This is a genomic window from Ruegeria sp. YTSC003, from assembly GCF_059609785.1.
Genome location: NZ_JBXWMK010000014.1, coordinates 36,642 through 49,335, shown reverse-complemented (window position 1 = coordinate 49,335; position 12,694 = coordinate 36,642). Strand labels below are relative to the sequence as shown.

At 57.3% G+C, this 12,694-nt stretch carries 12 protein-coding genes; 4 read left to right on the top strand and 8 right to left on the bottom strand.

Annotation, left to right across the window (positions count from 1 at the left end):
* Position 1 precedes the first annotated feature (1 nt).
* The 3 genes from AC2FFH_RS20455 to AC2FFH_RS20445 are packed head-to-tail and all read right to left on the bottom strand — an operon-like array spanning position 2 to position 4,381.
* Positions 2–2,872 carry a 2Fe-2S iron-sulfur cluster-binding protein gene (locus AC2FFH_RS20455; protein ID WP_496845215.1) on the bottom strand — a complete coding sequence of 957 codons (2,871 nt, stop codon included), beginning with the start codon at positions 2,870–2,872 and terminating at the stop codon, positions 2–4.
* Positions 2,859–3,116, bottom strand: coding sequence for a sarcosine oxidase subunit delta (locus AC2FFH_RS20450; RefSeq protein ID WP_496845214.1), 258 nt, complete (start codon positions 3,114–3,116; stop codon positions 2,859–2,861). Before AC2FFH_RS20450 ends, AC2FFH_RS20455 begins: the two co-directional genes overlap by 14 nt.
* Positions 3,117–3,130: 14 nt before the next feature.
* On the bottom strand, positions 3,131–4,381 hold the full coding sequence (locus AC2FFH_RS20445; protein WP_496725722.1) for an FAD-dependent oxidoreductase: 1,251 nt from the start codon (positions 4,379–4,381) through the stop codon (positions 3,131–3,133).
* A 308-nt stretch (positions 4,382–4,689) separates the two neighbouring features.
* On the opposite strand from AC2FFH_RS20445, the gene AC2FFH_RS20440 reads away from it, so the two are divergent.
* On the top strand, positions 4,690–5,478 hold the full coding sequence (locus AC2FFH_RS20440; protein WP_496741013.1) for a phytanoyl-CoA dioxygenase family protein: 789 nt from the start codon (positions 4,690–4,692) through the stop codon (positions 5,476–5,478).
* A gap of 113 nt (positions 5,479–5,591) precedes the next feature.
* Here the strand turns inward: AC2FFH_RS20440 and AC2FFH_RS20435 are convergent, their stop codons facing one another.
* Positions 5,592–6,638 (bottom strand): aromatic ring-hydroxylating dioxygenase subunit alpha, encoded by a 1,047-nt coding sequence (locus AC2FFH_RS20435; protein ID WP_496845213.1) that lies wholly within the window; start codon positions 6,636–6,638, stop codon positions 5,592–5,594.
* 96 nt (positions 6,639–6,734) lie between these two features.
* The gene (locus tag AC2FFH_RS20430; RefSeq protein ID WP_496845212.1) at positions 6,735–7,664 is read right to left on the bottom strand and encodes a LysR substrate-binding domain-containing protein; all 930 of its coding nucleotides are present in this window, start codon (positions 7,662–7,664) and stop codon (positions 6,735–6,737) included.
* A 96-nt stretch (positions 7,665–7,760) separates the two neighbouring features.
* Between AC2FFH_RS20430 and AC2FFH_RS20425 the strand changes: the two genes are divergently transcribed.
* The 3 genes from AC2FFH_RS20425 to AC2FFH_RS20415 all read left to right on the top strand — a co-directional run bounded on the left by AC2FFH_RS20425 (position 7,761) and on the right by AC2FFH_RS20415 (position 10,261).
* Positions 7,761–8,846, top strand: coding sequence for a hypothetical protein (locus tag AC2FFH_RS20425; protein WP_496845211.1), 1,086 nt, complete (start codon positions 7,761–7,763; stop codon positions 8,844–8,846).
* Between the two features lie 152 nt (positions 8,847–8,998).
* The gene (locus tag AC2FFH_RS20420) at positions 8,999–9,940 is read left to right on the top strand and encodes a fatty acid desaturase family protein (protein ID WP_496845210.1); all 942 of its coding nucleotides are present in this window, start codon (positions 8,999–9,001) and stop codon (positions 9,938–9,940) included.
* 3 nt (positions 9,941–9,943) lie between these two features.
* Positions 9,944–10,261, top strand: coding sequence for a non-heme iron oxygenase ferredoxin subunit (locus tag AC2FFH_RS20415; protein WP_496845209.1), 318 nt, complete (start codon positions 9,944–9,946; stop codon positions 10,259–10,261).
* Between the two features lie 12 nt (positions 10,262–10,273).
* Here the strand turns inward: AC2FFH_RS20415 and AC2FFH_RS20410 are convergent, their stop codons facing one another.
* From AC2FFH_RS20410 to AC2FFH_RS20400, 3 genes are read right to left on the bottom strand one after another with little or no spacing between them, the layout of a single operon-like run.
* Positions 10,274–10,882: a glutathione S-transferase family protein gene (locus AC2FFH_RS20410; RefSeq protein ID WP_496780761.1), complete on the bottom strand. Its 609-nt coding sequence runs from the start codon at positions 10,880–10,882 to the stop codon at positions 10,274–10,276.
* Positions 10,883–10,895: 13 nt separating this feature from the next.
* On the bottom strand, positions 10,896–11,777 hold the full coding sequence (locus tag AC2FFH_RS20405; RefSeq protein WP_282121045.1) for an amino acid ABC transporter permease: 882 nt from the start codon (positions 11,775–11,777) through the stop codon (positions 10,896–10,898).
* A 59-nt stretch (positions 11,778–11,836) separates the two neighbouring features.
* Complete coding sequence (locus AC2FFH_RS20400) at positions 11,837–12,670, bottom strand: transporter substrate-binding domain-containing protein (protein ID WP_282121046.1); 834 nt, start codon at positions 12,668–12,670, stop codon at positions 11,837–11,839.
* Positions 12,671–12,694 lie beyond the last annotated feature (24 nt).

Genomic DNA, 12,694 nt, shown 5'->3' with positions numbered 1-12,694 from the left:
CTCAGGACCTCAGCAATTTACCTTCGGGGTCGTGAAAGACCGGTTTCGTGACCGTGACCGGGATCACGTCATCCTTCAGCCGGACGTGGGCGGTTTCGCCCTGCCGCGCGTGGCCATCTTCCAGCAACGCCAGCCCAACCCAGCGGTTGTTTACCACGCTCCATACACAGGCAGTGACCAACCCGTCGGTGGCTTCTTTCCGACCTCCGGGCGTCAGTGGCGCACCTTCGGGGATTTGCCGGTTCGGATCATCCGCCAGAATTCCGACCAGCTCGCGCCGGGTACCGCCGCCTGACCTGCGCAGCTGGACCGAGCGTTTGCCCAGATAGTCAGGTTTCTTCTTGGACATCGCCCATCCCATTCCCAGATCATAGGCATCGACCGTGCCATCGACCTCATGCCCTAACGACAGGAACCCTTTTTCGACCCGCAGCACATGGCTGGATTCCGAACCCACAGGCAGGATGCCAAAGGGCGCACCAACCTCCATCACCTTGTCCCAAAGGGCCGCCATGTGGCGCGGGGCTACGTTGACCTCATAGGACAGTTCACCGGTGAAGCTGACCCGCACCACCCGCGCAGGGAAACCAGCGACGGTGCCTTCGCGGAAGGACATGAAAGGGAACGCCTCGGGCGCGAGGTCGATATCCGAGCCTACCGCCTGCAAAACTTCACGCGCCTTGGGACCACAGATAGTGGCATTATTCCACTGGCTGGTGACAGTGGTGATCAGAACCTGCCAGTCGGGGAATTCGGTTTGCAGCAGTTTTTCCATATGCTGGTTCACCGCATCCGCGTGACCAGTCGAGGTTGAAATCATCCAGCGGTGCTCATCGAGCCGGAAGGCCACGCCATCGTCCAGGATTAAACCATCTTCAGACAACATCAGCCCATAGCGTCCGTCACCCGGTTTCAGCGTGGACATAAGGTTGGAGTAGATGAAATCTAGGAATTTCGGAACGTCCCGCCCCTTCAGTTCAAACGTGCCAAGAGGCGATCCGTCATAGACACCGACGCCTTCACGAACAGCGCGGCATTCGCGGTTTACCGCCTCTTGCAGGCCTTCACCCGGTTTTGGGAAATAGCCCGGACGCCGCCAGCGCGCGCCGGCTTCATACATTACAGCGCCGCTGTCCTTATTCCATTGGGTTACAGGGGTATGGCGATAGGGGAATAGCCGCCAGCCTTCCCGTAATCCGCCAATCGCACCAAACGAAACAGGCGTGTAGGGGGATCGAAAGGTGGTTGTTCCAACCTCTTGCAGCGGCACGCCCTTTTGCATCGCAACAGTGCCAATGATGTTGATATTGCCGGTCTTGCCCTGATCGACCCCCATGCCGCCGGTCGTGTAGCGCTTGACATGTTCCACATTGTCATAGCCTTCGCGCAGGGCCAGATGCACATCGCTGACCGAGACATCGTTCTGCACGTCCAGAAAAGCCTTCCCGCGCTGTCCCGGCACGTTGACCCGCCAGAGAGGTTCGATCGCGTAGGCCAGGTCTTCGCCGCCACCAACAATCCTATCCAGCGTCAGATCACCAGCCGCTGCACCCACAGCGCGACAATTCTGAACCGCCTGGTCAGGAACGAAGGCTGCCAGATCCTCATCAAATCGCAACGTGCTGCGGGATTGCGACCAAAGATGAACGGTCGGGTTCCAACCGCCGGAACAACCCAGCACATCACAGTCGATCCAGCGACCCGCTCCTCCGGTCACGGGAACGGCTTTGACTGCGCGCACGCCTTTGCGCCCGCGTACGTCACCAGCAACGGTTGCGGCATGAACCGGAATATCCGGCACCAGCTTCATAGCTTCAGGTGGAACGGTTTTGCGACAATCGAGGATGGCCTCAACCTGCATACCGGCTGCTGCCAGATCGGCCGCCACGGCATAAACACTGTTGTTGTTGGTAAACAGCACCACACGCTGCCCGGGCGTAACGCCCCAGCGATTGACATAGGCCTGCACCGACGAGGCCAGCATGACACCGGGTCGATCATTGTCACCAAAGACCATGGCTCGTTCGGTGGCCCCGGTTGCAATCACAACTTCCCCCGCCCGCACGCGCCAGCTGCGTTCCAGAACTCCGTCCAATTCGGGTTCGCGTTCGTTCACGATCATCAGATTGTGCTCGCGATAGGCCCAGACGGTTGCATTCTGCAGATGGGTGACATTCTCCATCCCACGCAGCTCAGCCACCGCATCCGCGACCCAGTCCACGGCTGACTGCCCACCGATATACAGGTTGCGGTTCAATAAACTACCGCCCGCCTCGGCGCCCTCATCGGCCAAAAACACGCGTTTTCCGGCGCGACCAGCCTCAAGCGCCGCTTGCAGTCCGGCTGGGCCCGCCCCCGCGATCAGCACATCGGCATGGGCGTTTCGGGCCTCGAAATGGCCTGAAGCCGGGGGGCTTTCGGGTGCTGCCGCCAACCCTGCAGCCCGGCGGATCGAAGGTTCGAACAGATGCCAGTTCGGCCATTTGAACGTCTTGTAGTAAAACCCTGCGGGGATAAACCGCGAGAGCAACTGATTGACCCCGCCAAGATCGAACTCGGGCGATGGCCAGCAATTGACCGAACGTGCGCTGAGCCCGTCCCGAAGCGGCACCGTGGTCGCGGGACGGTTGCCCGAGGCATCCTCGCCGTCCAGCTCCACCAGAGTCGCAGGTTCTTCGACCCCGTGCCCCATAATACCGCGCGGGCGGTGATACTTAAAACTGCGGGCGGTGACACGAATACCGTTGGCCAGTAGGGCCGAGGCCAACGTATCGCCCTCAAACCCTTCATAGGGTTTGCCATTGAAGGTGAAATGCAAAGGGCGGTTTCGGTCGATGCGCCCGCCCGAGGCGCGGCGGTTACGTTGTGCCATCGGGTGCCTCCACAATGTCATGGGTCCGTGTATCACGCCAGATGGTGAACCATTCACCGCATCCCCGTGCGTGCCACCATTTCTCCTGAACCGGACCCAATGGATTCGGCGTCACCGTCAGATACTCGACCCATTCCTCATCGCTGACGGCATTGGGTTCTGGGCGGACCGCCCCTACCGGGCCACCATGGATAAATTCGCTTTCATTGCGCTTGCCACAGAACGGGCAGGTTATAAGCATCATGATCCTGTCCTTTCCTATCGCGCAGTGGTGGTTCCGGCTTCCATTACGAAATCCAGATGCCGGAACCTGCCCAGTGTGAAGGGTGCCATCAGCGGGTGCGGTTCACCTTTGGCCACCAGATGCGCCAGCGTCAGCCCGCCCGCAGGGATAGCCTTATACCCACCCCACCATCCGGCGGTGACAAACAGGCCCGGCACATCTGTCTGATCCATGATGGGTGAGGCATCATGGGCAATATCCAGATGCCCGCCCCACTGCCGCATCAGTTTGAGCTTCTTGAAACTGGGGAACAGCGACAGCATCGCAGTCACGGTATCCTCGAATACATGTTGCTTTATGTCTCGACGGAAGCTCTGCCCCATATCGGGCGCGCCGCCGATGACCATCTCACCTTTGTCGGACTGGCTGAAATAGAACCCGCTGTCCGGACAGTTCACGATCACATCAACCAGCGGCTTGACCGGCTCAGACACAAAGGCCGTCAGGTTCATCGTCCGCAGCGGCAGTTTGAGGCCTGCAGTTTCGGTCAGCGTCGTTGTATGGCCTGAGACTGCCACGACCACTTTCTTTGCGCGAACTGTGCCCCGGTTGGTCTCGACCCCTTCGATGGACCCATCCGCCCCGCGTAGCAGGGATTGCACCGCTGTTTGCTGATGAATCTCAATCCCGCGCGCATCAGCCGCGCGGGCATAGCCCCAGGCCACCGCATCATGCCTGTTCACGCCCGCATCCGTATGAACCATGCCGCAGATCACAGGCAGTCGTGCATCTGGGCCGCCGCCAGTCAACGCAGGAATGCGGCGGCGCAATTCTTCGGTTGTGATCTGTTCGTAGGTCGAGCCGTAGATGTCCATCACCAACTGCCGCCGCCGAAGCTCGCGTAGCTTGGGCCAGGTCTGAACCACATCGACCATGGTTCGTTTGGAATGCATCATGTTGAAATTCAACTCGTCCGTGAGACCTTCGTACATGGCGACGGATTTGACATAGAACGGGATTGACTCATCCCTCATGTAATTCGACCGAATGGTCACCGTATTTCGCGCGATGTTGCCGCCGCCCAGCCAGCCGCGTTCCAACACGGCGACATTGGTGATGCCAAATTCCTTGGCCAGATAATAGGCAGTTGCCAGCCCGTGACCCCCTGCCCCGATCACGACGACATCATAGCGGTCTTTCAGCGGCGGGCTGCGCCAGACCTGCGGCCAGTTCCGGTGCCCGGTTAGCGCATTACGGGCGAGCGAGAAAACAGAATAATTTTGCATGATGGTAATAATATTTATCACTGTGCACATTTAGTCAATAGATTTATCGACATGCAAAACAACTCGCCACGGGTTCTATTCCAATGCGGAAATTGCGGCTAAGGTATCGGAGAAAGGTGACGCAATGAGCTTTCGCGTGGAACAGTTCCATCGACGTCTCGCCGGCAAATGGTCGGCCCGGTCGCTTTGGCCCTGCTTCATCATAAACTGCCGCAGTTCACCCGCCTCGTAACGCCAGAAAAACCGGGCGCAACGCGCCTGCCCTCTGCAACCGCCTCTGTGAATGAGGTGACAGAAATGGACGTTACATGACACAAACACCTGACCTGAAAACCGTTCGGAATACCTATGCGCGCGACGGAGTCGTGCTGCTGAAACAAGTGCTGTCACAGGATTGGCTGAGTAAGCTGCGCCAGGCTGTCGATGACGAAGTTGCCAAAGGCGACCGTTACTTTGCTTACAAAAACATGCGTGAAAATCCTGGCGTGTTTCAAGACTATTGCCTGAATTCTGATATTGGGCAGCGTGTGGCAGAGGTAGCGAACAGCCCCTGGACCTCGCTGATCTACGACCAGATATTTGCCAAAGAACCGGGCACAAGAACACAAACGGGCTGGCATACGGACCAACCCTATTGGCCGGTCTCAGGCCCGATCATGACCATGTGGATTGCGCTGGACCCCGTGGACCCCGACAACGGTGCGTTGGAGTTCGTAAGAGGCTCGCATGCTTGGGGCGCCAAATACCGGCCCTTCAAAACAGACCAACTTGGGGGCTTTTTGCATTATCTGGAAGTGGACAACCCAGACTATATCGACATGCCCGATTTCGAGATGAACCGCGCCGACTACGACATCTTTCACTACCCGAAAATGAAACCCGGTGATGCGCTGGCATTTGACGGTATGATTGTACATTCAGCGATGGGCAACCGCACCTCAACCCGGCGCAGACGCGGCTATGCGATCCGGTTCGCTGTGGACGGCGCAAGCTATGAGCCCCGCGATACTGTCACCGAATGGCTTCACGACGACAGCTTGCGCCCCGGTGCGCCCTTCGCCGGGGGCCGGTTTCCAGTGATCTACAGAGCGTCGTAACAAGCAAGTGGCAAACTCCGCCCTTCTTGCCAAAAATTAGGTCGGCAGGGCGGGGTCAACTTCAAATAACCCGATCTATTGACACTACGTGTGTAACCTTCCCAGAAGGCGCCTCAAGCCGGAACTGTTGTACTCACAGGGGTGGTTTCGGCTTCGATCGCGCGATCAAGCGTTTTGCGAAACAGTTTGGCGCCCGCATCCAACCCGAGATCGATATTGGGCGTCTTGGCGTACTTCATACCCTTGTGGACTTCTTCCAGAACGTCCTTGTCCTCAAGAAAGGCCATGCGCGCACCGTCATTCATGAATTTGGACACTTCCGCATTTTCGGGATCGGAATTTCGGTGCTGAAACCAGAAGTATCTGGTGCGGTCTTCATCGATTGGGGTCATGAAATTATAGGAGATATTGATGAACGTTTCAGCAATGGGTTGCTTGTCATACCCGCCGGTCCCGACCGGCGTATAGATGGATTTGTTCAGCCCGATCGCGGGCATGCACATCTCATAATGCTGCAGCCTGTCGCAATCGCCGTCAAATGCCACCAGTTTGGCGTAATAGGGCGATGGCGGTTTGTTCGCGATCCAGCGCGAGACGACGACGCCACGGTCAGTCCGCTCGACGTTCAGCGGCTCTTCATCCGTTCCAGCGCCTGCAAAAGAAGATACATGCACCCAGGCGACATGGCTGGGATCAAGCAGGTTGTCGCAGACCCACAGGTAATGGCAGTCGATATCCAATACCCCACCGTCGGTCTTGCCCCAGCTGTCATCGTCAAAATTCTCGATCGGGAAAATCTTGTCAGGATCTGCCAGTTCCGGATCGCCCATCCATATCCAAAGGAACCGATACCGATCCACAACCGGATATGATCTAACCACCGCCCGCCGCGGGGTCATTCCGCGCTGCGTCGGGCTGTCTGTGCACTTGCCCGTGCAGTCAAATTTAAGCCCGTGATAGCCACATTCCACGACGTCCCCGATCAGGTTGCCCTTGGACAAAGGCAGCTTGCGGTGCGGGCAAGCATCCTCCAACGCGACTGGCCGGCCATCCTCCTGCCGGTAAAGCACGATATTCTCGCCCAGAAACGTCTCGGCCTTCAGCTCGCGACCGATATCTTTGCTCCAGGCGGCGACATACCAGCAGTTTCTCAGATACATTGGAATGCTCTCCAGATTGTCAGATGGCTTGTGCAAGTATGGGCGGCAAGCCGATCTTGCACCATGCTGGAATGGTAATGACTCGTATAAGTCAGGCTAATTCCCGGCGCCCGCGGCTGGCGGAATGTCCGGCTGCGCCTCAACCTCGGCACGGATCCAGTTCAGAAACTCACCGACTTTCGGGCTGTCCTTAGTTTCATGGGGTCGAACCAGCCAATAAGATAACGGAGATTGCGTCAGCTCCGGAACTGGTCGCACCAAACGTCCGTCGCACAGCGTGTCGATGACCAGAGGTTCCCGCCCTAAAGCGACACCAAGCCCCTCGATGGCCGCCTGAACAACCAAATTGGATTGCCCAAACCTCCGTGTTCGCAAGGGCCACGGTAGCGTCAGTCCGCATTGCCGCGCCCAGAAATCCCACGTTGGACTTGCGGGCCCATGATGCAGGTTCTCATCCACCAGCATCGTGTGTTGCGCCAGATCTTCGACGCCACGCAAACTTGGTATCAAAGAAGGAGCGCAGACCGGAAACAGTTGCTCAGTCATCAGAAGATCGACCTGATAGCCAGGATAATCACCCAGTCCATAGCGAATACCGATATCCGCATCCGCCCCTGAAAACGGATATTGCCCGGTATCCGTAGCAATGGAAATCGACAGGTCCGGATGAGCAAGATCAAAGTTTAAAAGGCGCGGAAACAACCAGTTGAACGCAAAACCCGGCAGACATGAAATCACGATGGTCCTGTCGGTGCGGGTCTTGTCCCTCAACTGGGTACAAACGTCCGAAATACGCCCCAACCCTTCAGAAATGGCCAGTGCCAGCAGCTCTCCTTCGCGGGTCGGGCGCGATGACCTCGCGCCACGTACCAGCAGATCGCGACCAAGCCATTCCTCAAGCGCCCGCACATGCTGACTGACCGCGCTTTGGCTGACGCCCAGCTCAGCTGCAGCAGGGGAAAAGCCGGAATGCCGGACAACTGCCTCGAAGGCGCGCAGGGCGGAATAGGGCAGGTTTACGATCATATTAGTCACCCTAATGTCAGGCATAATCACTTTCAAATAGATTAGGCGCTCAACCCGAGCCTAATCTATACTGACCGGAACCCATAGGAGACGCGAATGTCGGACATCACACCCGAGCGCGGCGCGCGAAATCTATTGACTAATTGCGCCCACGCAACGGCAGGCGACCGGTTGTTGATCGCTTATGAACCTCCCGAACATGGCTATTTCGATGCGGATAGTGTCCAAATCGTCACGCATGCCGCGCGATCCATGGGGCTGTCGGTTGATGCAGTGGATGTGGGTTTTAATCCGGACAATCCACACCTTTCCACCGACCTCCTGGCGCGGTTCGAAACCGCCGATATTATCCTGTTTCTGGCCCGTCTCGGGGATCAACTCCGGTTCTCGGAAATGCCGCAGGGCAAGAAGATCATCGTCAGTTTCGCCCTGAGCCGCGAGCTTTTTGGCTCTGGTTTTTCCAACGGGCATCACGATGCCTTCCTCGACATCAAGGCTGGGATCAATGGCGTTCTGAACAGGGCCGCCGACGTGCGAGTCACCTGCCCTCTGGGTACGAACTTTCAGGGGCGGCCTGAGATGAACCTGGATACGACAGGCGATACGTCGATCCTACGCTTCCCCATGTCGGTATTCACGCCAGTCCCGGCACACAGCTTTTCGGGCCGGGTGGCGTTGAAATTTCTGACGGGCACCGGATCAAAATACTATGATGATTATACAGTAGAGTTCGAAAGACCGGTGTTTGCGATGCTGGAAAACGGGCGTCTGACAGGGTTTGATGGCGATCCTGCCGACGCCGCGCGGGCCGAGGCTCATTATGACCGGGTCGCGGGTCAGTTTGGCATCGACCGCAACTTCGTGCATTCCTGGCATGCGGGCATCCACCCGGGCTGCGGCTACCCATGGGACATGCGCGAGAATTTCGAGCGTTGGGGCGGGTCCGCTTTCGGCAATCCGCGTATTCTGCACTTCCACACCTGCGGTGCTTATGCCCCAGGCGAAATCAGCTGGAACGTGTTTGATCCGACGATCGTAATCGACGGTGTGACCTACTGGGAAAACGGGGCTTTCCACGCCGACCGTCTGCCCGGCGGAGCCACCATTTTGGACAAACACCCCTGCGCGGCTGCCCTGTTCGCCGACCCCGATCTGGATATCGGTCTACGCCGCACTGGCTGAGCCTTCCCGCTTGATCGAACGCGTGCCATCGCGCTAAACTGATTGCAATAGGTCCACTTGACAAGGTCCTATGGTGCGGAGCACTCCCGTCTCCGGTGCCGGTACATGCGATGAGGGCACGGCCCCCGCACCGGCAAAAATGTGGAACTCACATGTCACAAGCAATCGTTACGCCCCTGTCTCAGGCACTGGCCGAAGGCAAGCTCACGCGTGAAGAACTGAAAGGACTCATGCAACGGTCCGACGGCCCCGGCCTGCGCCATCTGGCGCTTTGGGTACTGGTGCTGGCTGGTACAACTACCCTTGTCACCCTTACCTGGAACAGCTGGCTAATCTGGCCCGCAATGTTCCTGCAAGGCATCGTTCTGGTGCACCATTTCTCACTACAGCATGAATGCGTGCACTATACAGTGTTCCGAACCCGTTGGCTGAATGACTTGGTAGGTCAGATCTGCGGCCTCATCATCATTCTGCCACATCGGTTCTTTCGCTACGAGCATTGCGATCATCACACCTATACGCAACTGACCGGGGAAGACCCCGAATTGATCCCTCTGCCCGAAACAATGGAGGAATATCTGCTTTATCTGTCCGCCCTGCCCTATTGGCGCGGCAAATTCACGGAGCTGTTTCGCCACGCCAGCGGCAATCTCAGTGAGACCGAGTTGCGGTTCATTCCGAAAGTCGAACATCAGGCCGTATATCGCGATGCCCGCAGAATGCTGGCTATTTATGCGGCGATCGTTCTGGGAATGGCCATCACGGGCTGGTGGGGGCTGATCTGGTACTGGTTCATCCCCCTGTTTCTGGGCGAGCCGGTGATGCGCTTCATCCGGATGACCGAACATGTCGGACGCCCTACCGTCGCGCAGATGTCAGAAAATACGCGCACCAATCTGGTTTCGGCACCGTGGTCCTTTCTGTGCTGGAACATGAATTACCACGCGGAACATCACTATGTTGCTTCGGTCCCGTTTCACGCGCTCCCGCGCCTGCATGAGAAGCTGAAAGACCACATCCATATCGAGCCCGGCGGCTATCTGGCTGCCCACCGCGAAATCCTGCGTCAGATCCGGCACAAGGAGGAGGCGTGATCCATGACAGATGTAAAACCGTGGAAAGACGTGATCGAGGCTGCTCGGTTGGAAAAAAATTGGGTCACACGGGTCGAACTCGGATCACGTATTATCGCAATCTACGACACGCCCGGTGGTGTCTATGCCTCACTAGCGCTGTGCAATCATGGCGGCGCGGATCTGTGTGACGGGTATTTCGATGGCTATGTCATCGAGTGCCCCCTGCATCAGGGCGCCTTTGATGTGCGAGACGGGCGCCCGGTTTCAGCGCCTGCGACGCGGCCGATGAAAGTGTTTGAGTCCCGGATCGAAAACGGCATGGTTCAGATCAGAGCATAGCCCCGATTGCCCCTAACCCGGTGCCGGCAAACCCGGCATCGGGACATAACCAGGCAAAGCCTCAACACGCGCGATCCACGCGCGCACCGCCGGGTATGGAGACATCGATATTCCACCCTGATACGCCAAAGCTATGTAGGGATAGCAGGCCAGATCTGCGAGGGTGGGACGGTCGCAGGCCAGCCAGCGATGGTCTGACAAGTGTTGCTCCATGATCTTCAGAGATTTCTGCCCAAGCGCCTGCGGCTCGGCCAGATCGGTGTCGCGCTCAAACAGAACAATCGCCCGGGCCATCGCAACGCCGTGGAAGATTTCATTCACAGAAAACGACAACCATTGCTGTATGTCGCCGTGTTCCTTCGGTGTGGTCGGGGCCCATTCGCCTGCGCCGTATTTCTGCGCCAGATAGACCATGATGGCAGTACTGTCGCGCAGGATGAACCCATCATCGTCCAGAACTGGTACCTTGTTCAGCGGATTGACCTGCAAAAACGCGCTCTGGTTTTGGTCTCCGTTCAGCAGGTCTACGTCGATGATCTGGTGATCCCGCTGCAGCATGGACAGTAACAGTCGTACTTTGTGACAGCTGCCCGAAAGCCGGAAATCATAGAGGCGTATCATACTGGCCTATATGTCAGCGCTTATCTGACCGTTTTTCAAGCCGCGCAAACAATCGGCTAAGGCCGAAGCAAACCACAAAGTAGAAAGCGGCCGTGGTGATCCACGCCTCAAATATCATGCGGGATGAGGCCACAAGCTCTACCGTTTTATAAGTCAGTTCCTGCACGGAAATCAGCGACAGGATTGAACTGTCCTTGATCAGCGATATGAACTGATTGGCGAGCGGTGGCACCACTTTCTTCATCGCCTGCGGCAGGACCACATAGCGCAATTCCTGAATGCGGCTCATACCGATAGAGCGTGCAGCTTCCCGTTGACCTTTTGGGATCGACTGGATACCGGCACGCACAATTTCACCAACGAATGCGCTCTCAAAAAGGGCCAGTACTATGACGCCCGAAACAAGCGATGGGAAGCGGCGCATTTCACCGAAGAAGAACTCCCACACCTGATTGTTTTCCTGCCGCGCGATACCGCGCGCCCAGCGTTCCAGATTCAACGCATCGATCAGCTGTTGGGACAGGAAGAAGAAGAAGATGAAAACGACAACAACCGGCGGCACATTGCGCAAGAATTCCAAGTAGGTGCGCGCCAGCATGCGGATGGTCAGATTTGATGAACAGCGGGCTACACCCAGAATGGTGCCCAGGATCAACGCCAGAATTCCGGCATAGAGGCTGATGCGAACCGTTGCGGCCAACCCTTGCAGCAGCAAATTGGCAAAGTATTCCTCACGACCTGAATGCCAGCCGACAATGTAACTGGGGATGACGTCCCAGCGCCACCTATAATTGAGCGTGCCTTCAATCGACAGCCAGATATACCCGAAAAACACGAACAGAACCGCGGCGATCAGGTAGTCCGGCCATCTGAGTTTTTTGAGAAAGTCCTGCACGCGAGACGCTCCGTATCAGAACCGGGGGGCTGCATCGCTGCCCCCCGGGTGGGTCAGGGTTACTGGGCGACCTGGTCAGCCCATTCGTTTCCAGCAAACCAATAGTCATGACGTTCTTTCAGCCAACCGGAACGCCACTGCTGCGCAATCCAGTTGTTGAAATAGTTCATGGCGTCCGGGTCGCCCTTTCGCACACCAAAGGCTTCACCACGCGGATCATAAAGATTTTCGAACGGCACACTCAGCGTTTCAGGGTGCAACCCAGCCTCGCGGTTCGGAGTTGGCTGCGCTGCCATGGAAGCATGAGCGTTCCCATTCAGAACCTCCTGAGTCGAGGCACCGTCTTCATCGAACAACAGCAAGGTCGCGTCTGGGAAGTTCTGTGCAATCACCGCCGCAGGTGTTGCACCACGCCGGGCGGCAAAGGTCACTTCGGGATTGTTGAAATCCTCAAGCGTCATGCCTTCGGTCATCGACTTATTGGCCAGAATGGCCAGACCCGAATAGGCGTATGGATCGGTAAAGTTGATGGTCAGGTTCCGCTGCGCCGTCACCGACATGCCCGAGATGATCACGTCGAAATTGCCTGAGACCAGCGCGGGGATGATACCGTCCCAAGCGGTGGGCACGAATTCGACCTCAACCCCCATATCCTCGGCCAGTTGACGGCCAACATCTAGCTCGAATCCGATTAGATCTCCATTCTTGTCGCGCATCGACCATGGCACGAACAGCGACAGACCGATCCGGATCACGCCATCCTGCTTGATAGTTTCAATCACACTTTCGCTGGATAGTTCCTGCGTAGCGCTCTGCGCCCAGCCTGAGGTCGCCACACCGGTAGCCACGACCGCGCCGAGGGCAGCCCCGAGCATTCTGCGAGAAAGCTTCATCTTGGTTCTCCTTGTTGTCCGACA

Coding starts and splice junctions, on each gene's coding strand:
- AC2FFH_RS20455 (WP_496845215.1), bottom strand. CDS start 2,872: ATGGCACAACGTAACCGCCGCGCCTCGGGCGGGCGCATCGACCGAAAC.
- AC2FFH_RS20450 (WP_496845214.1), bottom strand. CDS start 3,116: ATGATGCTTATAACCTGCCCGTTCTGTGGCAAGCGCAATGAAAGCGAA.
- AC2FFH_RS20445 (WP_496725722.1), bottom strand. CDS start 4,381: ATGCAAAATTATTCTGTTTTCTCGCTCGCCCGTAATGCGCTAACCGGG.
- AC2FFH_RS20440 (WP_496741013.1), top strand. CDS start 4,690: ATGACACAAACACCTGACCTGAAAACCGTTCGGAATACCTATGCGCGC.
- AC2FFH_RS20435 (WP_496845213.1), bottom strand. CDS start 6,638: ATGTATCTGAGAAACTGCTGGTATGTCGCCGCCTGGAGCAAAGATATC.
- AC2FFH_RS20430 (WP_496845212.1), bottom strand. CDS start 7,664: ATGATCGTAAACCTGCCCTATTCCGCCCTGCGCGCCTTCGAGGCAGTT.
- AC2FFH_RS20425 (WP_496845211.1), top strand. CDS start 7,761: ATGTCGGACATCACACCCGAGCGCGGCGCGCGAAATCTATTGACTAAT.
- AC2FFH_RS20420 (WP_496845210.1), top strand. CDS start 8,999: ATGTCACAAGCAATCGTTACGCCCCTGTCTCAGGCACTGGCCGAAGGC.
- AC2FFH_RS20415 (WP_496845209.1), top strand. CDS start 9,944: ATGACAGATGTAAAACCGTGGAAAGACGTGATCGAGGCTGCTCGGTTG.
- AC2FFH_RS20410 (WP_496780761.1), bottom strand. CDS start 10,882: ATGATACGCCTCTATGATTTCCGGCTTTCGGGCAGCTGTCACAAAGTA.
- AC2FFH_RS20400 (WP_282121046.1), bottom strand. CDS start 12,670: ATGAAGCTTTCTCGCAGAATGCTCGGGGCTGCCCTCGGCGCGGTCGTG.